19 protein-coding genes are annotated in these 21,989 nt (G+C 52.4%); 15 read left to right on the top strand and 4 right to left on the bottom strand.

What is annotated here, in order from left to right:
- Positions 1-26: 26 nt before the first annotated feature.
- From dltC to FFM82_RS00325, 3 genes are all read right to left on the bottom strand, one after another.
- Positions 27-263 (bottom strand): D-alanine--poly(phosphoribitol) ligase subunit DltC, encoded by a 237-nt coding sequence (gene dltC / locus FFM82_RS00335; protein ID WP_137643877.1) that lies wholly within the window; start codon positions 261-263, stop codon positions 27-29.
- A gap of 95 nt (positions 264-358) precedes the next feature.
- Positions 359-796: a GtrA family protein gene (locus FFM82_RS00330; RefSeq protein WP_137643876.1), complete on the bottom strand. Its 438-nt coding sequence runs from the start codon at positions 794-796 to the stop codon at positions 359-361.
- Between the two features lie 114 nt (positions 797-910).
- Positions 911-2,362: an aminotransferase-like domain-containing protein gene (locus FFM82_RS00325; RefSeq protein WP_137643875.1), complete on the bottom strand. Its 1,452-nt coding sequence runs from the start codon at positions 2,360-2,362 to the stop codon at positions 911-913.
- 138 nt (positions 2,363-2,500) lie between these two features.
- Between FFM82_RS00325 and FFM82_RS00320 the strand changes: the two genes are divergently transcribed.
- From FFM82_RS00320 to FFM82_RS00265, 12 genes are all read left to right on the top strand, one after another.
- Entirely contained in the window at positions 2,501-3,109 is a 609-nt protein-coding gene (locus FFM82_RS00320) for a LysE/ArgO family amino acid transporter (protein WP_137643874.1), read from the top strand.
- Between the two features lie 64 nt (positions 3,110-3,173).
- Positions 3,174-4,292, top strand: a complete 1,119-nt coding sequence (locus FFM82_RS00315; protein WP_137643873.1) for an aminotransferase — start codon at positions 3,174-3,176, stop codon at positions 4,290-4,292.
- Positions 4,293-4,431: 139 nt separating this feature from the next.
- On the top strand, positions 4,432-4,899 hold the full coding sequence (gene argR / locus FFM82_RS00310) for an arginine repressor (protein WP_137643872.1): 468 nt from the start codon (positions 4,432-4,434) through the stop codon (positions 4,897-4,899).
- A 97-nt stretch (positions 4,900-4,996) separates the two neighbouring features.
- Complete coding sequence (locus FFM82_RS13825; RefSeq protein ID WP_137643871.1) at positions 4,997-5,119, top strand: hypothetical protein; 123 nt, start codon at positions 4,997-4,999, stop codon at positions 5,117-5,119.
- 210 nt (positions 5,120-5,329) lie between these two features.
- On the top strand, positions 5,330-7,468 hold the full coding sequence (locus FFM82_RS00300; protein ID WP_137643870.1) for a PBP1A family penicillin-binding protein: 2,139 nt from the start codon (positions 5,330-5,332) through the stop codon (positions 7,466-7,468).
- Positions 7,469-7,539: 71 nt separating this feature from the next.
- Positions 7,540-7,884, top strand: a complete 345-nt coding sequence (locus tag FFM82_RS00295) for a YlbF/YmcA family competence regulator (protein ID WP_137643869.1) — start codon at positions 7,540-7,542, stop codon at positions 7,882-7,884.
- Between the two features lie 70 nt (positions 7,885-7,954).
- A complete protein-coding gene (locus FFM82_RS00290) occupies positions 7,955-9,169 on the top strand; it encodes a metallophosphoesterase family protein (protein ID WP_137643868.1) in 1,215 nt (404 codons plus the stop codon).
- Positions 9,159-11,648, top strand: coding sequence for an ATP-binding protein (locus tag FFM82_RS00285; protein ID WP_137643867.1), 2,490 nt, complete (start codon positions 9,159-9,161; stop codon positions 11,646-11,648). Before FFM82_RS00290 ends, FFM82_RS00285 begins: the two co-directional genes overlap by 11 nt.
- Before the next feature lie 14 nt (positions 11,649-11,662).
- The gene (locus FFM82_RS00280) at positions 11,663-12,640 is read left to right on the top strand and encodes a 3'-5' exoribonuclease YhaM family protein (RefSeq protein ID WP_137643866.1); all 978 of its coding nucleotides are present in this window, start codon (positions 11,663-11,665) and stop codon (positions 12,638-12,640) included.
- Between the two features lie 12 nt (positions 12,641-12,652).
- Positions 12,653-13,216, top strand: a complete 564-nt coding sequence (locus FFM82_RS00275; protein WP_225425559.1) for a hypothetical protein — start codon at positions 12,653-12,655, stop codon at positions 13,214-13,216.
- 236 nt (positions 13,217-13,452) lie between these two features.
- Positions 13,453-14,820, top strand: a complete 1,368-nt coding sequence (locus FFM82_RS00270) for an NAD-dependent succinate-semialdehyde dehydrogenase (protein ID WP_137643865.1) — start codon at positions 13,453-13,455, stop codon at positions 14,818-14,820.
- 314 nt (positions 14,821-15,134) lie between these two features.
- The gene (locus tag FFM82_RS00265) at positions 15,135-15,326 is read left to right on the top strand and encodes a hypothetical protein (protein ID WP_137643864.1); all 192 of its coding nucleotides are present in this window, start codon (positions 15,135-15,137) and stop codon (positions 15,324-15,326) included.
- Between the two features lie 59 nt (positions 15,327-15,385).
- Here FFM82_RS00265 and FFM82_RS00260 read toward each other — a convergent pair whose 3' ends face one another.
- Positions 15,386-16,864, bottom strand: a complete 1,479-nt coding sequence (locus tag FFM82_RS00260; protein ID WP_137643863.1) for an ABC transporter substrate-binding protein/permease — start codon at positions 16,862-16,864, stop codon at positions 15,386-15,388.
- A gap of 296 nt (positions 16,865-17,160) precedes the next feature.
- Between FFM82_RS00260 and FFM82_RS00255 the strand changes: the two genes are divergently transcribed.
- The 3 genes from FFM82_RS00255 to FFM82_RS00245 all read left to right on the top strand — a co-directional run bounded on the left by FFM82_RS00255 (position 17,161) and on the right by FFM82_RS00245 (position 21,812).
- Positions 17,161-17,640, top strand: a complete 480-nt coding sequence (locus FFM82_RS00255) for a VanZ family protein (RefSeq protein WP_137643862.1) — start codon at positions 17,161-17,163, stop codon at positions 17,638-17,640.
- Between the two features lie 250 nt (positions 17,641-17,890).
- On the top strand, positions 17,891-18,949 hold the full coding sequence (gene rsgA / locus FFM82_RS00250) for a ribosome small subunit-dependent GTPase A (protein WP_225425557.1): 1,059 nt from the start codon (positions 17,891-17,893) through the stop codon (positions 18,947-18,949).
- Positions 18,950-19,298: 349 nt separating this feature from the next.
- Positions 19,299-21,812, top strand: coding sequence for an excinuclease ABC subunit UvrA (locus tag FFM82_RS00245; protein ID WP_137643861.1), 2,514 nt, complete (start codon positions 19,299-19,301; stop codon positions 21,810-21,812).
- Positions 21,813-21,989: the final 177 nt, after the last annotated feature.

Here is a 21,989-nt window from a genome sequence, read left to right as displayed (position 1 = left end):
TTGCGGGTTGAAAGTGGTGGGGCGACTTATTCTAAGCTCGCAACCTTCGCCACGATTTTGGCGGGCGTTTCCCATTCGGAACGCTCAAATTCCGATACTGGCACTTCGATTCCTAATTGGTTTTGCAGTTCGAGTAATAGTTGGACGGACCCCATCGAGTCAAGTAATCCTTCATCGAATAAGTTACTATCCATGTGGGCCGAGACGTCTTCACCCGTTAAGTCTTGTAAAATTGAGAGTACCGTTGCCTTTGTGTCGTCCATGTTGTTGATCCCCCTAGTGATTTAATAACGAACACGTTTAGCGTAACACAAATATGGTGATTGCGGGTGACCGCAACGCTTGGTAACGAGCCGTTTTAACGGTCAGTGGCTTTATTGGTCGGCCTCTTGAAAATCAGGTACTTACTAAAGACCCAGTTCAGTAAGACGATGATGACTTGATCGATTAGTTTAACAATCAGTCCGTTGCCAGCTAGTAAGCTGACCCCCACGAACATGATCAGTTCGTCGACGCCTAAGCTTAGCGCCCGGTACCAGAAGAAACTGGCAATTTCGCGTAATTGGGCCCGACCGCTGTCGGCATGACTGGTAAAGACCCAGCGCCGGTTGGTGACGTAGGCGAAGAGCACCGACCCGAACCAGGCGATGACGTTGCTGATTAGGTAGGGACATTGCAGCCACCCGGTTAAGCCACCGTATAAGACAAAGTTGACGACGGTCATTAAGCCGCCAAAAATTAGGTACGCCCAGATGCGGCGGTGACGCTGCCACGTTTTTAAAATGAGTTGAATCATTAGTTGACCCGCTTTCTACTGGTTTGACGCTGCTGCTTGGCAAGTCGTCTTGGCAAGCTTAAACCGCGGCGCCGGCGAATCCCAGTAAAGGCGTCCGTTCTGGAAATGTCCGAACTAGACGTCAAAATTGGCGTGGATTAACTCGGTCAGTAGCTGAATGCCGCGTTCAAAGCGGTCGCTGGTTTCGTAGGAAAAACTCAGGCGGATGTAATGGTTCGGTTGAAAGTCGTAAATACTACCAGGGTTGAACAGGACGTTGTGGGCGGTCGCCAGGTCGAATAGCTTGGTAATGTTGATCTTATCGCTCAAGTGGACCCAGAGGTAGAACCCACCGGTAGGCGCTTGCCAGGTCGCAAAGTCGCCCCAGTAGCGTTGTAAAATCGCTTGGGCAGCGCTCGCTTTTTGGCGTAGCACTTGCCGGAAGTGGGCTTGGTAAGTCTCGTATTCGGGATCGGCTAAAATGGTTGCTAAGACTAGTTGTGACAACGAACTGGCCCCGTAGTCGGTTTGCATCCGCACGTCGGTCAGGCGGTCGATCACCGGCTTAGCCGCGACCGTCCAACCGATTCTTAAGCCGGGCGCCAGTGACTTGGAGATACTGCCGAAGTAGATGACGTTACCGGCGCTATCCCGGGCCTTTAGCGGCTGTGGCGGTTGCTGGTCGAACCAGACGTCCTGGTAGGCGGCGTCTTCCAAAATCGGTAAGCGGTGCTCCTGCGCGTACTGCAACAGTTGTTGACGCCGTTCCGCACTCATCACAATTCCGGTCGGGTTATTGAAGGTCGGAATGGTGTAGATAATGGCGTGCTCGTCGCGGGTGGGCGGCGTCATTTGCCAGTAGGCCATGCCCTGACTGTCCATCGGTACGCCCGCTAAGTGGGTCTTGGCGGACTGAAAGACGTTCAGCGATTTGACGTAGGTCGGCGCTTCGGTGTAAATCGTCGCGTTGGCGGGGAATAGCGCCATCGAAACTAATTGTAAGGCCTGCAACGACCCCGAGGTGATTAAAATGTTGGCGGCGGTCGTTTGAATCCCGACCTTTTGCAAGTGGCGGGCGATTTGCTGGCGTAGCGCCAGGATACCGGCCGGTTCGGTGTAGTTTAGGCTAGTGAGCCGCTCGCCCAGTTGGCTAAGGGATCGCTGAAACAGTGGCCGCGGGAACTGCTCGGGAGCGGGTTCACCGGTGCTTAAGCGGATGACGGCGTCGGTTTCGAACTGGTTGATTTTTTGTAACGCCCGCGAGTTGGGTTTGAACTGACCGGCCTTCACGTACTGGGACCAGTTGATGTGTTCGGCCAGTAAGCTCGACCAGTGGTTACCGGAAACCACCATTCCCGAGCCGCGGACGCTGGTAATCAGGCCGACCGCCATCAGCTCGTCGAGGGCGGTGATCACGGTACTGCGGTTGACGGTGAACAGGCTGGCTAACTGCCGTTGTGGGGGTAATTTCGTTCCGACCGGCCAATTACCGGTTGCGATTTGGTGTTGAAAAAAGTTGGTGATTTGTTGGTAGATTGGCGTGTCCGCGGACTTATCCGGACGCCAGTCGATGGTAACAGTGGCCATGGCGATTCCTCCTAGTGGTTGGGTAATTTTCACTGAATTGGTTGGGGACAATTTTGAATACCCCCATTATAATCGTCTTTGAATTAAAAATCAGTTTTGGTGACGAACCGAACTAGTTGGGTTTGGGGGAATTAAAGGATGTCGATTTTTTTACAAGGGTTATTATTCGGAATTGTTTACATTGCACCGATTGGGATGCAAAATTTATTCGTGGTTTCGACCGCCATCGAACAGCCGTACCGGCGGGCGTTACGAGTGGCGTTGATTGTCATTGCCTTTGATGCGTCGCTGTCGCTAGCGTGCTTTTACGGCGTGGGGCAACTGTTGCAGGCGCGGCCGTGGCTTGAACTGTTAGTTTTATTGGTTGGGAGCTTGTTAGTTTTTTACATTGGTTGGGGACTAGTCAGCGCGCAGGAGCAAGCGATGGGTACGGTGACCGCGCCGTTTTCTTACCGGACGGCGGTCGTCACCGCCTTTTCGGTCGCCTGGTTGAACCCGCAGGCGATTATCGACGGCTCGGTATTGTTAGCGGCCTTTCGGGTGTCGATTCCGGCCGCGTTGACCCACTTCTTTATAGCGGGGGTCATCATCGCGTCGATCATCTGGTTCTTTAGCCTGACGAGCCTGGTTAGTCGTTTCAAGCACCTGATGCGCCCGCGGGTCCTGCTCTGGATCAACCGGGTTTGTGGCGCAATCATTATTTTGTACGGGGTGAAATTACTGGCAACCTTCGTCACCAAGATTTAGTTGCGGTTCAGCCGGACAATCGGTATGCTAGAACTATTGGACTTTATTTGAGAGGAACGATAGCATGCAAATTGCGGGATTCGGGGTCGAATCATGGTTGAACGACCACGAGCGCGAAGCAACGACCGATATTAGTCAAAGTTCGGTGGTTGCCCTAACGATGGCGGAAATCGCTGCCATGGACGGCCAAAAGGGACAAGCTTTTTATCAGCAGTTAAACCAGGCACGGTTGGATTACGGCTGGATCGAGGGTTCGCCGACCTTTAAAGCACTCGTGAGTGACTTGTATCAGCGGGTGCCTGGAGAAAACGTCTTACAAACCAACGGGGCGACCGGTGCAAACTACTTAGCGATTTATAGTTTAATCAATCCCGGCGACCACGTGATTGCGCTGTACCCAACTTACCAGCAACTTTACGACATCCCGCGGTCACTAGGCGCAACCGTCGATTACTGGCACGTACGTGAAGACCGCGAGTGGTTACCGGACATCGCGGAATTACGGCGGTTAATCCGCCCCGACACCAAGATGATTTTATTGAATAACGCGATGAACCCGACCGGCGGCTTGATGGATAAAGCGTTGTTAAGCGCGGTCGTTGCGCTAGCACGTGAAGTCGGGGCCTACGTCTTGGCGGATGAAGTTTATCAGCCGTTGGACGGGACGCCGTTTACCTCAATTGCCGACCTTTACGAGCACGGGATTGCGGTTAACAGTTTGTCCAAAACCTATTCAGCGCCCGGCGTGCGGATCGGCTGGGTGGCCACCCCGGACAGCGCGGTCGTCGACCAATTCCGCAAGTACCGCGACTACACGATGATTTGTGGCGGGGTCGTTAACGATCAGTTGGCCGTGCTGATTTTAAAGCACCGCCAGCAGATCTGGGCGCGCAACCGGGCAATCGTGGTCCGTAACCGGGCAATCGTTCGGGATTGGATCGCCCAGCAACCACGGGTCAGCCTGATCATGCCAAAGGGGATTTCGGTCGCCTGCATTAAGCTCGATTTACCAATGGACGACGAAAGCTTTTGTTTGAACCTGTTGCGTGACACCGGCGTACTATTAGTGCCGGGGAGTCGCTTCGACTTACCAGGGCGCGCCCGCCTCGGTTACTGTACGGACACGCCGACGCTAAAGCGCGGCTTGCACTTACTCGGTGACTACTTAGCCCAGTTAGATTAATAGCCGGTTATATATGCAATTAAAAATAAGCATAGTTTCCTGACAAACGGGGAAATTATGCTTTTTTCGTGCAATCAGCGTAGTTTAGGTAATGAATATTTGCTATAATGTACTCATATTTATTAAGGGGGGTCCCGCAATGAAAAAGACTGACCGGCAGGCGGCGATTGAGCAACTGATCAACCAGTACCCGATTGCCACGCAGGAAGAACTAATGGCTAAATTAAAGGCGGAGGGGATTGCTGCGACGCAGGCCACCATTTCGCGGGACATCCGGGAAATGCAAATCGTCAAAACGCCCGACGAACACGGCCAAGCGCACTACGCGATTTTCAAAACGACCAGTAAGAACGAACAGGACCGCCTGTTCGAAAGTTTACACGACGTCGTCACCGGTGTTGACCGGGTCGAATTCATGAATATCATTCACACGTTACCAAGCAATGGAAACCTGTTGGCAGCGATTATTGACGACCTGAACATGCCGGAAGTTGCCGGAACCTTGGCGGGGCACGACACCATCTTTGTCGTTAGCCCGAGCGTGACGGTCGCTAAGCAGTTTCACGCACTCTTAATGCGCCACGTTGCAAATGAAGACGACTTATAAAAGCCGGCGGCCGGTCCTTGGCCGCCGTTTTAGTTTACAAGCCCCGCTTTCAGCAGGTATCATAGAAGGGACAGCATAAGTTAGGGAGGGATCGAAAATGAAATACACCAAAAAACGGTCTTCCCGTCAAAACCAAAAGAAACGGGACGCGACCTTTGAAAAATTCAAGCGGCAACAAAACGAATTAAACGCAAATCGCCGGGGAGTCCGGCGCAAGTAACCGGACTGCTCGGTAGGCGGTGATTTTCCAATCAACGGAAAGTCACCGCCTTTTTTAAAATTCTGAAGATTTTTCCAAGCTTACGGCCGGCAACTAAGTTCGGCTAGATTTATGATACAATTATGAAAGCTAGCAACAAGTAACGCGGGTGTCAATAACTCGTGCAACCAATTTGCTTGGTTGCAACACCGGCTGAACAAGGGGAAGATTATGCAAAGAAATGGATTTTGGGCGACGATCAAGTCCGGCTTGCGGGCGATTGGTCGTTGGTTACACCCATACTGGCAACGGTTTGCCGCTGCGGTGGGCTATCAGTGGCACCGCCGCCAGTTGACCCGCTGGTTGATCGTACTTTTTTTGACCATGATATTAGTCGTGAGCGCCTACTTGACGTTTGAAGCCAAGACGGCCAAGGTCGGTAACTTACAGGCGTCACTGGAAAAGGTGACGACGATTTACGACCACGATAAGCAGAAGGCGGGGACCCTCTACTCACAAAAGGGGACCTACGTGCACTTAGACCGCATTTCGACGAACCTACAAAATGCCGTTATTTCAACGGAAGATCGTAATTTTTACCACGAGCACGGTTTTTCAATCAAGGGGATGGGCCGGGCCGCCGTCATGTTGGTGGTTAATAAACTACTCCGCCGCGACTACATTAGCGGTGGTGGGAGTACCCTGACCCAACAACTGGTGAAAAACGCTTATTTGACCCAGCAGCAGACGTTTACCCGGAAATTACGGGAAATTTTCCTGTCGATCGAAGTCGAAAACGTTTATTCAAAAAAAGAAATTTTAACGATGTACCTGAACAACGCCTACTTTGGTCACGGCGTTTGGGGCGCTGAAGACGCGTCGTTGCGCTACTTTGGCGTGCACGCCGCGGAATTATCGGTCGACCAGGCCGCCACCTTGGCGGGGATGTTAAGCTCGCCGAGCGGCTACGACCCGATCAATCACCCGAAGGCCTCGACCGCCCGCCGCAACGTTGTTTTAAACAACATGGTCAACAACAAGAAGTTGTCACAGGCGGACTACCAGACGTATTCGAAAAAGGCGATGACCTTAAACGACGCCTACAGTTATGAGAGTAGTTATAACTACCCGTACTACTTCGACGCCGTGATCAGCGAGGCCATTAATAAGTACGACTTGTCCGAATCGGACATCATGAACCGGGGCTATAAGATTTATACGGCTCTCGACCAGGATGACCAGACCGAGATGCAAAACGCCTTTAAGAATTCAACGCTGTTTCCCGCCAACGCGGACGACGGAACCAAGGTGCAGGGGGCCTCAATCGCGGTCGACCCGTCGACCGGGGGCGCCTTAGCAGTTGTCGGCGGCCGTGGCAAGCACGTTTTCCGCGGCTTTAACCGCGCAACCCAGATCAAACGGCAGCCGGGATCAACCATTAAACCGCTGGCCGTCTACACGCCGGCGCTCGAAAACGGCTACACCTACGATTCTGACTTGTCGAATAAGAAACAAACCTTCGGAGCTAACAAGTACGCCCCGCATAACTACGACAACGTCTATTCGGAATCGGTACCGATGTACACCGCCCTGTCACAAAGTATGAACATTCCGGCCGTTTGGTTATTAAACAAGGTCGGCGTTAATAAGGGTTACAAGTCGGTTAAGAAGTTTGGCTTACCAGTTTCTAAGTCCGATAAGAACCTGGCGTTGGCCCTCGGTGGCTTAACGTCCGGGGTCTCGCCCGCGCAAATGACGAGTGCCTACACGGCGTTTGCAAATGGTGGTAAGAAGACCACGACCCATTTCATTACGAAGATCGTCGATGCGAACGGCAACGTGGTCGTTGACAATACCGATACGGATACGAAGCGTGTCATGTCAGCAAGTACCGCTAAGGAAATGACCAGTATGATGCTCGGCGTCTACAACAGTGGGACCGGGGCGGCGGCTAAGCCGTACGGTTATAAGGTCGCTGGGAAAACCGGGAGTACCCAGGCCGATTACGATACCGGTTCCGGAACGAAGGACCAGTGGATGATCGCCTACACCCCGGATATCGTGGTCACAACTTGGATTGGCTTTGACAATACGAACAGCACCCATTACTTGAAGAGTTTGTCCGAAAACCAACTCTCATCACTCTTTAAGACCGAGCTGCAAAATATCCTGCCGAATACGAAGAATACCAGCTTTGACACCCAGGACGCCGCCACGTTGGCGAACCAGTCGAATAATAGCGATAGTTCTTCCGGCAGTGGCAAGTCGGTTTGGAAAGAAGTTGAAAAGGGTGCCGGCGACGTGGGTAAGGCCGTTAAGGATACCGCAAAGGACTGGTTCTCGAAGGCGAAGAATTTCCTTGGTAACTAGGACTGGCGCTATTCAAGGCAGGTTAAACATGCTAAAATAATATTGACCGATACTTCGAGGAGGAACTGATGATGGCCGTTAATATTTACGATACTGCGAACCAATTAGAACAAGATCTGCGTCAAACTAAAGAATACAAGGAATTACAAGCTGCTTATGAAACTATGAAGGCGAACGAAAGTGCCTACGCGCTTTTCAAGGATTTCCAGGAAGTTCAAATGCAGCTTTCTCAAAAACAAATGAACGGTGAAGACCTTTCGGATGATGAAGTTAACAAGGCTCACGACTTAGCCGATAAAATCGGTAACGTTGATGAAATTAAGAATTTAATGGGCAAAGAACGGGGCTTAAACCAGTTAATGAATGATTTGAACGGCATCATCACGAAGCCGGTTCAAGAACTTTACCGCGACTAGTTCAATTGAAGGTGGAGAGAACAATGACGGAATTATTTCGTGATTGTTCTCTTTTTTTATGGAGGTTAGAATGAAATTTCTACACGCTGCGGATTTACATTTAGATACCCCGTTTCGCGGGTTGAGTGACGTCTCGCCCGCGTTGCAACGGCGACTCGTCGAAGCACCGATCAAGGCCTTGCAACGGCTAACGGACCTGGCGCTGGATCAACGGGTCGACTGCGTGCTATTGGTCGGGGACTTATTCGACGCTTCGGCTCAGAGTGTACAGGCCCAGGCGGCTTTGATGAGTGACCTGACCCGCTTAGCTCGTGCCCAAATTCCGGTCGTTCTGTCCTTTGGAAACCATGATTTTCAGCCGGACCTTAGCAGTTGGCACTTTCCGAGCACCGTGCACGTGCTTGGTAACGTCGTTACAACGGTTACGCTGACGACCGCCGCGCAGGAGCGGGTTGCCATCAGCGGCTTTAGTTACGGGCAACGCTGGGTCGAGCGCGACATGGTCACGGACTACCCGTTGAAAACCAGCGCGGTCGATTACCGAATTGGGTGCTTACACGGGCAGGTCGGCCGTCCCGGTGACCACTACGCACCGTTTAGCGTCGGCGAATTACAGGCCAAGCACTACGATTACTGGGCGTTGGGGCACATTCATCAACGCCAAGCATTGAGTCAGACCCCGCCAATCATGTACCCCGGAAATATTCAGGGGCGGCACCGCGATGAACAAGGGGCCAAGGGCTGCCTAATCGTAACCAGTACCGCCGACCACCGCTTACAACCGGAATTCATCCCCTTAACGGACGTGACTTGGACGGACTGGCAGCCGACTTTACGTGGTATGAGTGACCGTGCCGACTTATTGCGGCAACTAACTGACCAACTCAACGCCCAGTTTCAAAGCGGCCTGACACTGGTCACGGTGACCTTACCAGCGGAAGCACAGTTGGCGGCCAATGCCAGTTTAGCCTTGAACCAGGGTAGCTTACTGGGACAGTTGCAGGCCAACGCCGGCACAACCTGGTGGCCGGTCGGATTGCATCAAATGGGGACCGCCGCTGAACCGCAACTTTTCGGGCTGAATGGCGCCACCTGGGACGCTGCCGGTGAAGCGGTCGTGACGCCCCAGACGATTGCCGACTTAGCGGATTCATTGCTCAACGAGGCTTTTTTAAACCAGGCGTTACTAGAAGACCAGTCCGCTGAACAGTGGCGAGACCAGGTGATGCGACTATTAACGGAACAATACCACTTAACGACGGGGGGCGATCAGGATGCGGATTAAACGGGTTGAAATTGCTGGCTTTGGGAAGTTTACGCAACAAGTTTTTGAGTTGGCCGACGGTTTACAGGTGATTTACGGGGATAATGAGTCCGGCAAATCAACGCTGCGGGCTTTCATCCTCGGAATGTTATTTGGTTTTCCGTCCCGGCGCCACCCGCTAGAGCGCTATGAGCCACAAGCCACTAGTCAGTACGGGGGTAGCCTGGATCTGATGGTCAACGGGACGACTTACCGACTGACCCGGCTCGGTGATCAGCCAGCCCAACTAATCGATTTAGCGACCCAAGCGGCGCAGCCGTTATCCTTACTGGACCACTGGTTAGCGCCCTATGATTTAGACCAGTATAAGCAACTCTTTACGTTTAACCAGGCGGAACTAACGGCGTTGAAGTCGTTGGGGGCCCAAGAGCTGAACCGCCAGCTACAACAAGTTGGCTTAGTCGGCAGTGCGCCTTGGCGGACGACCGCCGCCAGTCTACAACACGATGCTGAAGACTTGTATAAACCGCGCGGCCGCAAGCCGGAATTAAACCGGGCGTTGCACCAGTACCGCGAGTTGAGTGCCCAGGTCGAAGCGGCGCGGGTGCGGTACCCGCAGTACCAGGCCCTCCAAACGAAAATCGCGACGCTGAGTGATCAACAAATCCAGTACCAGCAAACGTTAAAAACGCTGACCGACCAGCAGCAACGGCTCGCAAATTTGCGTAACCAGTGGCCGGTTTATCAGCAGTTGCAACAGTTGCAAGCGCAGACGCCCCGCACAGCCCAAACGCTGACGCCGGCGACCGTTAAGCGCACGCAGGATTTATTGCGCCGTCAAACCGAGTTACAGCCGAGCTTGACGAGTGCCCGGCAGCAGTTAAGTCAGCAGCCGGTTGATGACCAGTCCCGTGGGCTGTTGGGCTTTTACGTGCAGCACCAAACCGAGTTCGAAGCGCTCGAAGCCCAGTTACCAACGTTGCAACAAGCGTACGGTCAGTACCAGGCGCTCACCGATCAAGTCACCCAGGCGCAGCGGGACCTAAGTCAGCAGCAAGCGGCGCATCCCGAGCTCGTTGCGTGCCTCGCACCGGAACGCCAGGACGCCGTTCGGACGTTACGAACGACCGTCGCCAACTGGCAGCCGCAATCACGGCAACAACATCAGCAACAGCGCCAAATCGATTGGCGCCTGATTGCCGGTGGGATTGCGGTTGTCGCCGGCCTGTTCCTACCACTAGGGGCGTTTAAATGGGTGTTAGCGTTAGCGGGCTTCGGCTTAGTGGGTTGGTTTGGTTACGACGAGTTCAACCAACCGGCCGTAGCGACTGCAACCCCACAACCCGACCTGGAAGCCCAACTGCGCGCAGCCGGTTTAGCGGCCGAATTGGACGTTAACGACGCCCGCAGCGCCCTAGAACAGCTGACCGCACTTCAGCGCGCGCAGGCGGCGGTGACTTCGGCGGAACAACACGCCACCACTCAAGCGGGACGGGTCTGGCAGTCGTTACAGGCATACCGGTTTGCGACCGCCTGGATTCCGGTGGCGCAGGCGCAACTGGCGCAAAGTGTGCAACGCGTGCAACGGTTTTATACCGACGTCCACCAGTTGTTACAAAAGCAGGGGATGGCCGGTCCGGACTTTGCCTACACGCAACGTCAGGTGCAGCAGTTGACCGAACAGCTGCGTTCGGTCGCCAACCAGTTACAACAACTAGCTGAGGACAACGGTTTGGCGGATGTCGATGAGTTGACCGCCGCAATTGACGCCCAGGACATGCGCCAAACTAACGTAACGGCGGCCGAACAGTTACAGCGGCAGTTAGCGAACGACTACGCCGACTTGCAGCGGTATCCCAACTTGGCCGCCTTGCAGGCTGAAATCGGGGATGTGCGTCAACGTTTGACCGCAACCCAGCAGGCCTTGACCAGCCAAACCGCGGACTTGGTCAGTGCCCAGACAGAATTAAGGCATTTGACCGAAGATGGCCGCTACGCCGAGTTACGGCAGCAACAGGCTAACTTACAGACGACCATCACCGTGTTAGCGCGGCGGTGGCTAACGCGGCAACTGGGTGCCCGGTGGATTGAAACGGCGCTACAACGGTTAACTGATCAGCAGTTGCCTGCGGTATTACAACGCGCTACGACAAATTTCGCGCGCTTGACCTTGGCGCGGTATAATAAAATTAATTTGGACGGTAACCAGTTGGTGGTGACAACGATCGATGGGAGTCGCTTCGACGCGGCGGCGCTATCGACGGCAACCAAGGAACAGTTGTACTTAGCGATTCGGTTGGCGTTAATTAGTCACTTGGGTGCCGGGGCCACGTTACCGTTGATGATCGATGACGGCCTAGTCAACTTTGATGCCGACCGCCGGCAAGCGGCCTGGGCACTGTTGACTGAAATTGCCCAAGAGCACCAACTGATTTATTTCACCAATGAACCGGCGGCTCGGACCCAGTTTGCGGATGCGACCGTCCTGGACTTAGCTTGAACGGGGGAAAAACGATGGCAAAAAAATTATTTGATTACCAACTAGATGAAACGGTCGACGGCTTTTTCTTATTGAAAGACGCCGAGGTACGGGTCGCTAAGAACGGTAAAAAGTTTTTGGCGATTAATTTTCAGGATACATCCGGTGAAATTTCCGGTAAGTTCTGGGACGCCAGTGACCAGGATATCGAACATTTCCAAGCGGGGTGCGTGATCCATTTGAAGGGTAAGCGCGAGAACTATCAGGGGAACCCGCAGATCAAGATTCAGCAAATGCGTCTGACCCGTCCCGGCGAACCACAGTCGGTTCAACAGTTCGTGGAGCACGCACCGCTCAAGACTAGTACGATGGAGGAACAACTGAACACCTACGTCTTTGCGATTACCGAACCAAATTGGAATCGGATCGTCCGTCACTTGTTGAATGACTTGCACGCCGACTTCTTTAGTTTTCCGGCAGCTAAGAAAAACCACCACGCGTTCGCGGGCGGGCTCGCCTACCACACATTATCGATTTTGAAGTTGGCTAAAGCGGTCGCGGACCAGTATCCGCACGTGAACCGGCCGTTGTTATACGCCGGTGCAATTTTACACGACATGGGTAAAACGATTGAAATGTCGGGGCCGGTCTCGACAACCTATACACTGGCGGGTAACTTGGTGGGGCACATCGTTTTAATTGACGAAAAAATCGTCGAAACCTGCCAGCAGTTAAAAATTGACGAGCAATCCGAATCGGTCCTCGTTTTACGGCACATGATTTTAGCCCACCACGGTTTACTGGAATACGGCTCGCCGGTGCGACCACACGTCATGGAAGCGGAAATTCTCCACGATTTGGATGAATTGGATGCGTCGATTCAAATGATGCAGACGTCGCTTAGTCACACGGAACCGGGAACCTATACCGAACGCATCTTTGCGATGGACGGCCGTAACTTTTACCGCCCAAGTAACGATCAGACCAAGGGGGCGGCGCCGTCCCACGATTAACGGGGCGGCGTAATGATGACCAAATTACTTCCCGTAGCGGTGACGGCCATCGGTGAACGGATGCCGCAAACCGCTGCTTACATGACGTTCGTCGTTAACGGCCAGAAGTTCTCAACTGCGCGTAAGCACACGCCGTTTATTTTGAAAGCGCTCAGTGCCGGGGCGGCGGCCCACGGACGGGTGACGATTTCGACCAACCAGCTCCAGTTGGCAGACGAGGCGGGCCGCGTTTTTCAAAGTTTTGCACTGTTTAGTGGGGCTATCGTCAGCTTGGACCTCGGCTTGTGGCACTCGCAACGGCGCGAGTTCGGTCCCCGCGGCCACCACGCGGCCTGGCGGTATACGTTGGAAATTACCCTGGTTACTAGCAGCGGCAGTTTTCGTTGTTTGAATACCGACTTGACCCTGTTACCGGCCTTACTTGCCTGGGCCAGGGCTTACCGAATCACGGTTAACGACCCGCTGGCATTAGCGTTGCGGGCGCGTGGGTTGCCACGCTTAACGGAAGCCCAGTTCGATCAACTGACACGTGGGACGCCGTACAACGCGCGCTGCCAAACAATTGGCGCACAATAAATGACTCAAAAATCCTTCTCGGGGTGGCAACACACCGATAGAAGGATTTTTTATTTTTTAAAGGACTGATAAACACCGTTAGGATTGGATTTTAATTGGTTTTATTAGAAAAATATGAAAAAATTGGAACAAAAAGCTTGCGTACCCCCCCAGTAGTTGCGGTAAAGTATAATTCGGGTAGTTGTTATCAAACAACCAAAAATAATTAGTGGTATAGAAAAGGAGTCTGCATTTATATGGCCTATCAAACAATTAATCCGTACAACAACCAAGTTTTAAAACAATTTGAAAACGCTTCCGACGAACAATTAGAAGCAACTTTAACGACTGGACACGCACTTTACAAGCAATGGCGTGGCGAACCAGCCGAAACGCGGAAAGCAACGCTCCATAAAGTGGCAGCGCTTTTACGGGCGCAAAAACACGACTTAGCCGTTATCGTGACTAAGGAAATGGGGAAGCTGATTGCGGAATCCGAAGCGGAAGTTGACCTGTGTGCCGACATTGCCGATTACTTTGCCGATCATGCCACGGAATTCTTACAGCCAACGCCGTTAACGACGGCGCTCGGTGACGCCCACTACGAAAAACAGGCGTTGGGAATCCTCGTGATGGTGGAACCGTGGAACTTCCCGTATTACCAAATCATGCGGGTCTTCGCACCGAACTTCATGATTGGGAACCCGTTGCTCTTGAAGCACGCGTCCAACACGCCAAGCAGTGCCGAAGCCTTCGTCAAGTTAGTTGAAGAAGCCGGCGCACCAAAGGGTAGCTTGACCAACCTGTTCATCAGTTACGACCAGGTTTCTAAAGCCATCGCCGATCCACGGGTGGCCGGGGTTGCCCTGACCGGTTCCGAACGCGGTGGGGCTTCGGTTGCTCAGGAAGCCGGTGCTAACTTGAAGAAGTCCACGCTTGAACTGGGCGGTAACGACCCGTTCATCGTCTTGGATGACGCTGACATGGATAAGGTTAAGGCGTGGGCCCCACAATCGCGGCTATCAAACGCTGGTCAGATTTGTGCTGCTTCTAAGCGTTTCATCGTTATGGCGGACAAGTACCAACAAGTCCTCGACATTTTAAAGGACAGTTTTGCCGCCGTTAAGATGGGTGATCCACTTGACCCAACCACGACCTTAGCGCCGTTATCATCAATGAAGGCCCGCGACACGTTACAAAAGCGGGTCGACGCGGCGGTCGCCGCTGGTGCCAAGGTGTACTATGGCAACCAACCGGTCGACTTACCAGGCGCCTTCTTCCAGCCAACCATCTTAACTGATGTGACCAAGGATAACCCGTCCTATAATCAAGAACTGTTCGGGCCGGTCGCCACGGTTTATAAGGTCGACACCGAAGAAGAAGCCATCGCGTTAGCTAACGATTCCAGCTACGGGTTGGGGAGTGCGATTTTCTCAGAAGACGACGCCCACGCCAAGGCGGTTGCCAGCCAGATTGAAACTGGGATGACGTTCATCAACCGCGCCTGGGCTTCCGTTCCGGAATTACCATTCGGTGGGGTCAAGAACTCCGGCTACGGCCGCGAACTTTACAAGCTTGGCTTTGACGCCTTTGTCAATGAACACTTAGTGGTTAGCGCAAAATAGATGTTTAATCAAAAACGACGATCCGCTACGGGTCGTCGTTTTTTTATGGAAGCGGAACAAGCAAATACCGCTTCGTACAAGCTAGTTATTAGATAATTAATATCCATAATGACGGGATTGGGTTGGTTAATGGGGTTGGAAGCAGTTAAGGGGGGCGTCTATTTAAGTTAGTCACTTAAAATTCAAACAAAATTCGAATTTTAGTGCCATAATATGGGTTGTCCGTTTGAGACGGGAAGAGTTCACGTCATTAGAAGCGGTCCGTGTCGCTTCTTACAACGTGAACTGAGACTATTAGATATTGGGGGAATTGTATGTTAATCCAGGTTAAAAATGCTGATAAACGGCACTTAACGGCGCTTGATCTTAAGCGTTTTCTTGATCGGTTTTCCGAAGATGAATTGCGGCGGATTGCTATTAAGCAGGATAACTTAGAATTTCGAGCCGCCTTTTTACAATCTACCGAGAAGTTAACCACCCCGACGCTCTTTTTAGAAGAGTATTAGTGGGTCTATTTGAAACAGTAACGACCAAAAAGTCGTCCGCAATTTGCGGGCGACTTTTTTTAGCCTAATTGACGCTGTTGGCCGTGGTTGAAGCGGTGTTCGTAGTAGGCGAGCAACCGCGTTAGTAGCCAGCAGATAACGAAGTAGATCACCATGGCAATGGCAATCGGCGCAACGCCGCGGTAAGTGTCGGCTTGAACGATTCCTAGTTGGTAAATCAACTCGGTGACCCCAATGATTGAAACCATCGAGGTATCCTTGATTAGGTTGATAAACTGGTTACCCAGTGACGGCCAAATAATGCGGACGGTTTGCGGTAAGATCACGTAGCGCAAGGTCGCACCGCGGGATAGGCCCAAGCTAGCGGCGGCTTCACGTTGACCGGGATCGACGGCTTGAATCCCACCGCGAATAATTTCACTGAGGTAGGCGCCACTGTTAAGGACGATGGCAATCATCCCAGCGCTGAGGGCGTCGACGTCGATGATAATCCCGATGCCAAAGTAGACGAACATGATTTGGACCATTAGCGGCGTCCCGCGGACAAATTCTACGTAGGCGGTCGCTAGCCAGCGTAACGGCCGGACGGCACCAAAGCGGATAATTGCGAGCAGTAAGCCCAGGAGGCTACCGCCGATGATTCCGACGATTGCAATCAGGAGGGTGTATTTCAAGCCCTTTAAGAAGTAGCCGCGGTAGTGCCACATTGACGTGTCGGCGGTGTTGACCTTTAAGTATTTACCGGCAGTTTTTAAGTACCGTGATTGAATCCAGCCGTGGCGTTTAATTTTGGTGAGCGACTGGTTGATGGCGTTCTTTAACTGGCCGGAACCTTTCTTAAGGGCAATCGCATTGCCGGCCTGAGCACTACTGGTCTTAAAGTGACCGTTGATGGCAACCAGGCTAGGATCATTTTTGGCGTAGGCGGTAGCGGAAGCCGTGCCCTTAACGACCGCGTCAACTTTATGGGTCTTTAACGCCAGAATTAGGTTAGCGGCGCTACTCATGCCGACCAGCTTGGCGTTTGGTAGTTGCTTTTTGATTAGGTCGTATTGCAAGGTCCCGGTTTCGGCGGCAACCTTATTGCCGTTGAAGGCGGCTTTATTGGGATACTTGGCTAAGTCGCGCTTATTCAGTAGGATCGATTCACCCTCGGTATAGTAAATGTCGGTGAAATCGACGCTTTTCCGCCGCGCTGGGGTCGGACTCATCCCAGATAAAATCATGTCGACTTTACCGGTTGAGAGCGCTGGTAATAGCGAATCAAACGACAGCTTTTTAACCACCAGCTTGACGCCAAGGTCCTTGGCAATTTGCTTACCGATTTCAACGTCCATACCAACGATTTTTGACTGCCCGTTTTGGTTGATCTGAAATTCGTAGGGTGGGTAGTTCGGCGACGTCCCCATGACTAAGGTGCCCTTCTCCTTGACCGTGGCAAGTGACTGGTCGCTCGCCCGGGCGGATGGATTATTACTAATAATGCCGATTAGTAATAGCCCCATGATTAAAAGTATTCGTGTGATTAGTCGTTTCATCCTGACTGCCCCCGTTTCAAATTACGGTTAGTATAGTCTTGAATGATTATTAATACAATAAAAATTGATAAAAATAAATTTTTATGCATAATTTGAATATTAGCTAGTGCCGATTAACCGATAAGCTGCAAGGCTTTAACAGCTTGTGAGTTGCCAAAATGTATAAAAATTTTTATATGAATTTTCCTAAGAAAGCTTAAATTACCGAAGAAAGGGTAAAGGTCGCTTTGAAACCAACACGGCGGCGCCGATTTCAGTTAAGCTAGGTCCCAATTCGCTCGGAAAGGGGTGGTTGGATGCGCTGGTTACCAGTTCTCATCATTATTTTGGTGGCGCTTAGTTACGGTGTGGTGCAACGATCGCATCGGTGGGGCCGTTTATTATGGTTAGGCTACTTCGTCGGTTTGAGCATGATTGTGTTTACCCCAATTTCTTTTGATGGTTCTGCCCTTTACGTGATGCCGGCCGGCGTTGGTCAGGTCAACTTGACCCACTTAAACGTCACCAGCTTAGGATTCGTTGAAAACATTGGCTTAACGGTACCGTTGGGGTGGCTGATCGGTCGTTGGCTACCCCGGTCACTCCCGTTAATGACGGTGGTCGGCGGGTTGATCGGTGGCGGGGTTGAAGCCGTTCAATACGGTCTGCCGCAAAATTGTCTGATCAATCGCAGTAGTGATATTAACGACGTGCTGGCTAACGCGACTGGAATTTTGATTGGTGCGATTTTGACATACGGGCTGGCCCGGTTGAGGCAACCGTTGAAACAGACGTAGTGTTGCTAAGTATCGGTGGGTGTGCTATGCTTATGCCACTATATTGAAGGAGGGTTGTCGGATGTCGGTCAATAACTAGTTTGGTTGTATGCCACTTAGCAGACTTAGGGCTGCTTGTTTAAGTGCGCGCAATTTCCATCCTGGTTAATAGACCACCTCCGACACCCACCGATTCGGTGGGGCGTCGTTTAACGACGCCTTTTTTGTCGTGAGTTAGCGGAAAAGCCGCACTTGCGAAAGGATTATTAAATTGAATTTAACGTTACAACAATACGGATTAACGACCACCTTTGCCACCCAAATGCCCACGTTAACGGGGGTGGTGTTGGCACGAATTACGGCGCAGCACCGCGACTTATACCAAGCCGTCTACGAAGCCGGTACCGTTACCGCGGCGGTCAGTGGTAAGTTGCGCCATCAGCTGAGTACCAGCGTTGATTTTCCAACGGTCGGTGACTGGGTCTGGCTGACCAACGTGGCCAGTGACCAGGCCCAAATTGAACGGGTGCTCCCGCGGGTCAGCGTCCTTGCGCGCGGTGCTGGCAATCAGGCCCAACTGATTGCGGCAAATTTAACCACCGTCTTCATTTGCATGTCGCTAAACGCCGACTTTAACTTGCGGCGGGCGGAGCGCTACCTGACGATGGCCTGGGAAAGCGGGGCGACGCCGGTACTGGTTCTAACCAAGGCCGACGTTTGTCAGGACGTGTCCCAAAAATTAGCCGCGTTAGCGGAAGTCAGCGTCGGCGTCGAAACCATCGTGTGTTCGGCTAAAACCGCGGACGGGATGGCGCTGATTGCGGACCACGTTCAGCCGGGACAAACGGTGGCCTTTGTCGGGTCGTCGGGGGTCGGTAAATCTACGCTGATTAATGCGCTAGTTGGGCAACCGCTACTCAGTACCCGGGAGATTCGGGCGGATGATGATAAGGGCCGTCACACGACCACCAGTCGGCAACTGCTCGTTGTGCCCAGCGGCGGGGTCGTCATCGATACGCCGGGGATGCGGGCCTTACAACTGTATACCGGTGATTTGGCGAAGACCTTTGAAGACATCGCCAGTTTAGCCCGCGGTTGCAAGTTCAACGATTGCCGGCACGTTAACGAACCCGGCTGTGCGGTTTTGGCTGCCGTGGCGGCTGGTCAACTGAGTACTGAGCGTTTGCAAAGTTATCAGAAATTGCAACGCGAACTGAGTTATCAGGGCTTAGACGCCCGTCAGCGTGAACAGGCCAAGCTACAACGGATGTTTGGCGGTAAAAGTGCGATGAAGGCGGTTGTCAAGGCTAGCCGGCACCGGCACTCGTAATGTGGGCGGTAGTCTGACCAATTAGTGAATCAAGTGCATGAAAATTAGTACGCCGGTTGTCGGAAATTTCTGACAGCCGGCGTTTTTGGCGAAAAAAAGTGGTGATTAATTCAGCCGGTGGTTGAGTTGTCGTGTGGTATACTGGCGCTGTGTGAAGTATGCGTAGTGCGGACGTACCAGCTGTAATCTTTAAAGGATTAAGGTTGTTGCCCACTTGGTTTAGCAAGTTGACAAACGACCGCTTGGTTAGCTGATAGCTAACGGCTAGTTTTGATTGGTTGGACATTCTTAGAAGTGGTGTGGGCGGATGCGGCTACGGTAAAAAAATGAGTTACTGGGGGTTGTTTGAATGGTATCAAAATTACCGACACAAATTGAGATCCGGGGAGCACGGGTCCATAACTTGAAAAATATCGACGTTGACATTCCGTTACACCAGTTCGTGGCGATTTCGGGACTGTCCGGTTCGGGAAAGAGTTCACTCGCGATGGGGATCTTGTACGAAGAGGGCTCGCGTCGTTACTTGGAGGCCTTATCGACTTACACCCGCCGACGGATTAAGTTGGGCGCCCAGGCTGACGTGACGAGCGTGAAGCACATCCCGTCATCCTTGGCGTTGAAACAACGACCGGCGGTGCCGTCTGAACGGGCGACCGTTGGGACCATGAGTGAATTGTTTAACGTGATTCGATTGATTTTCTCACGGCTCGGGGCACCAGTTTGTCCGAACGGGCACCGGTTGCAGCCCAGTCTGGAAATTGCCCAGGCGATGGCTCGCGATGGCTTTCAAATGGGACAGTTGACCTGTCCGACCTGTGGGGTACAATTTGGCGCTTTCAGTGCCGAAGACTTCGCCTTTAACGCCGACGGGGCCTGCCCGGAATGTCAAGGAACCGGGAAAGTCCGTGAGTTGGATGAAAGTAAACTGATCGGTGACGACCACCTGACGCTTGAAGAAGGGGCGGTGGCGTCTTGGCACCTACCGGGACGGAACTTTATGCCGTCGGTGGCGGCTCAAGCCGGTGTCCGCATCGACGTGCCGTACCGCGACTTAACCGCTAAGGAAAAGGACTTTGTGCTGAACGGGCCACAAAAGAAATATAAGATGGATTTCGTTTCTGGCACCGGTCGCGTTTTCCACGATTTTAACGCGTTGTATGAAAACGCGCACGCCGCGGTATTGGAATCGGCGAAAAGCAGCAAGAGCGAGCGCGCCCAGAAGCGGATCGCCGAATTCTTCCACTTTTCGACTTGCCCGGTCTGCCACGGTACGCGCTTAAAGCCAGAATTACTGGTACAACGAGCCGGGGGACTAAACATTGCCGAGGTTAGTGAATTAACCTTGGGTGAGTTGTCCGACTGGCAGCAACGGGTACTCGCGAGTTTACCAGCCAATATGAGTAAAGTTGCGGGGAGCCTCTTCAAAGAATTTGAAGACGACTTACGGCCACTGCTGGAATTAGGGCTGGACTACTTAACGATTTCGCGCAACGGGAACAGTTTGTCGACTGGTGAGTTGCAACGGATTCAGCTCGCGCGGACGTTGCGGACCCAGACGACCGGTGTGCTGTACGTACTGGACGAGCCGTCGATCGGTTTGCACCCGGATAACGTGAGCGGCCTGCTTAAAATTATGCGGGCCTTGGTCGATCAGGGAAATTCGTTAGTTGTCGTCGACCATAACGTTGACATTATTCAGGCCGCTGACTGGATCTTGGAAGTCGGTCCCGGTTCCGGTGCGGAAGGCGGCCAGCTGATTGCTCAGGGGACGCCGGCCGACGTTGCGGCGAACCCGGCATCTAAAATCGGCCCGTACTTGAACGGCAGTGCCCAGTTGATGGCCCGTCGCCCGGCTAGTTTAAAGACCGCCGACCAGTTAAGCTTTGAAGTGGCAGACTATTTTAACTTGAAGGATTTAAAGACCAGTTTACCAGTCAACCGGATGAGCGCCGTGACCGGTTTTTCCGGTGCCGGTAAGACTAGCTTGATTTTGGATAGTCTAGTACCGGCGATTCGGCGGCAAATCAAGGGCGAACCGCTCCCCGCGCAAGTTAAGGCGCTGACGTCGCCAATCAAGGAAGTCGTTAGCGTGGACGCTTCGCCGGTCGGTAAAACCCAGCGGTCAACGGTGTCGACCTACACCAGTATTATGGATAACCTGCGGCGCCTGTATGCCAGTCAACCGCTGGCGAAAGAGAAACACTTTACTTCGAGTTATTTTTCTTATAATAATAAACAGGGCGCCTGTCCGAACTGTGGCGGTGCCGGGGTTGTGACCTTAGACATTCAATTTTTACCCGACATGCAACAGGTCTGCCCAGTTTGCCACGGCGAGCGGTATAACCAGGCCGTACAGGTCGTTAAGTGGCACGGCTATTCGATCGTTGACCTTTTGAAGCTAGACATCAACCAAGCGCTGGCCGTTTTCCCAACGGTTCCGAAAATTCAGCGGGAGTTGCAACTGCTAAAAGAGGTTGGTTTGAGTTACCTTCATTTAGGTGAAAGTACGCCAAGCCTGTCCGGTGGCGAGGCCCAGCGGTTAAAGCTGGTTAAGCATCTCAACCATAATCAGGCGACGACGCTCTTCGTCTTTGACGAACCAACGATTGGTTTGCACCCACTCGACGTTAAAACGCTGGTCAACGTTATGCAGCAATTATTAAACCGTGGGGCGACGATTATCACGATTACCCACGACCTCAACTTGATCGTCAACGCGGATGAAATCCTCGACTTAGGACCGCGCGGCGGTGCGAGTGGCGGCCAAATCGTGGCGCAAGGGACGCCGCATGCGTTGATTCAAGCACCACGTGGGCTGACGAGTCGTTACTTGGCGGACTATTGGCAGCGGTTCGAGGCTTAGTTTAAACGTTCATTGACTGCTTGAAAAGTTACGGTAAAAGCCGTAACTTTTTTAATTAAACGTTAATCTAATTGAACACTGATAAAAATGTGAATATCATTAATTTTCCCTTGAATTTTCTCATTAAAAGCGACATAATTACTTCTGTTAACGTCAGCTAAGTTTAAGTGATGATGA

The sequence above is a fragment of the Lactiplantibacillus plajomi genome (assembly GCF_005405405.1).
GTDB classification, from domain to species: Bacteria; Bacillota; Bacilli; order Lactobacillales; family Lactobacillaceae; genus Lactiplantibacillus; species Lactiplantibacillus plajomi.
Note: the sequence above shows the minus strand (reverse complement) of the source record. Positions and strands in the feature narration are given on the sequence as shown.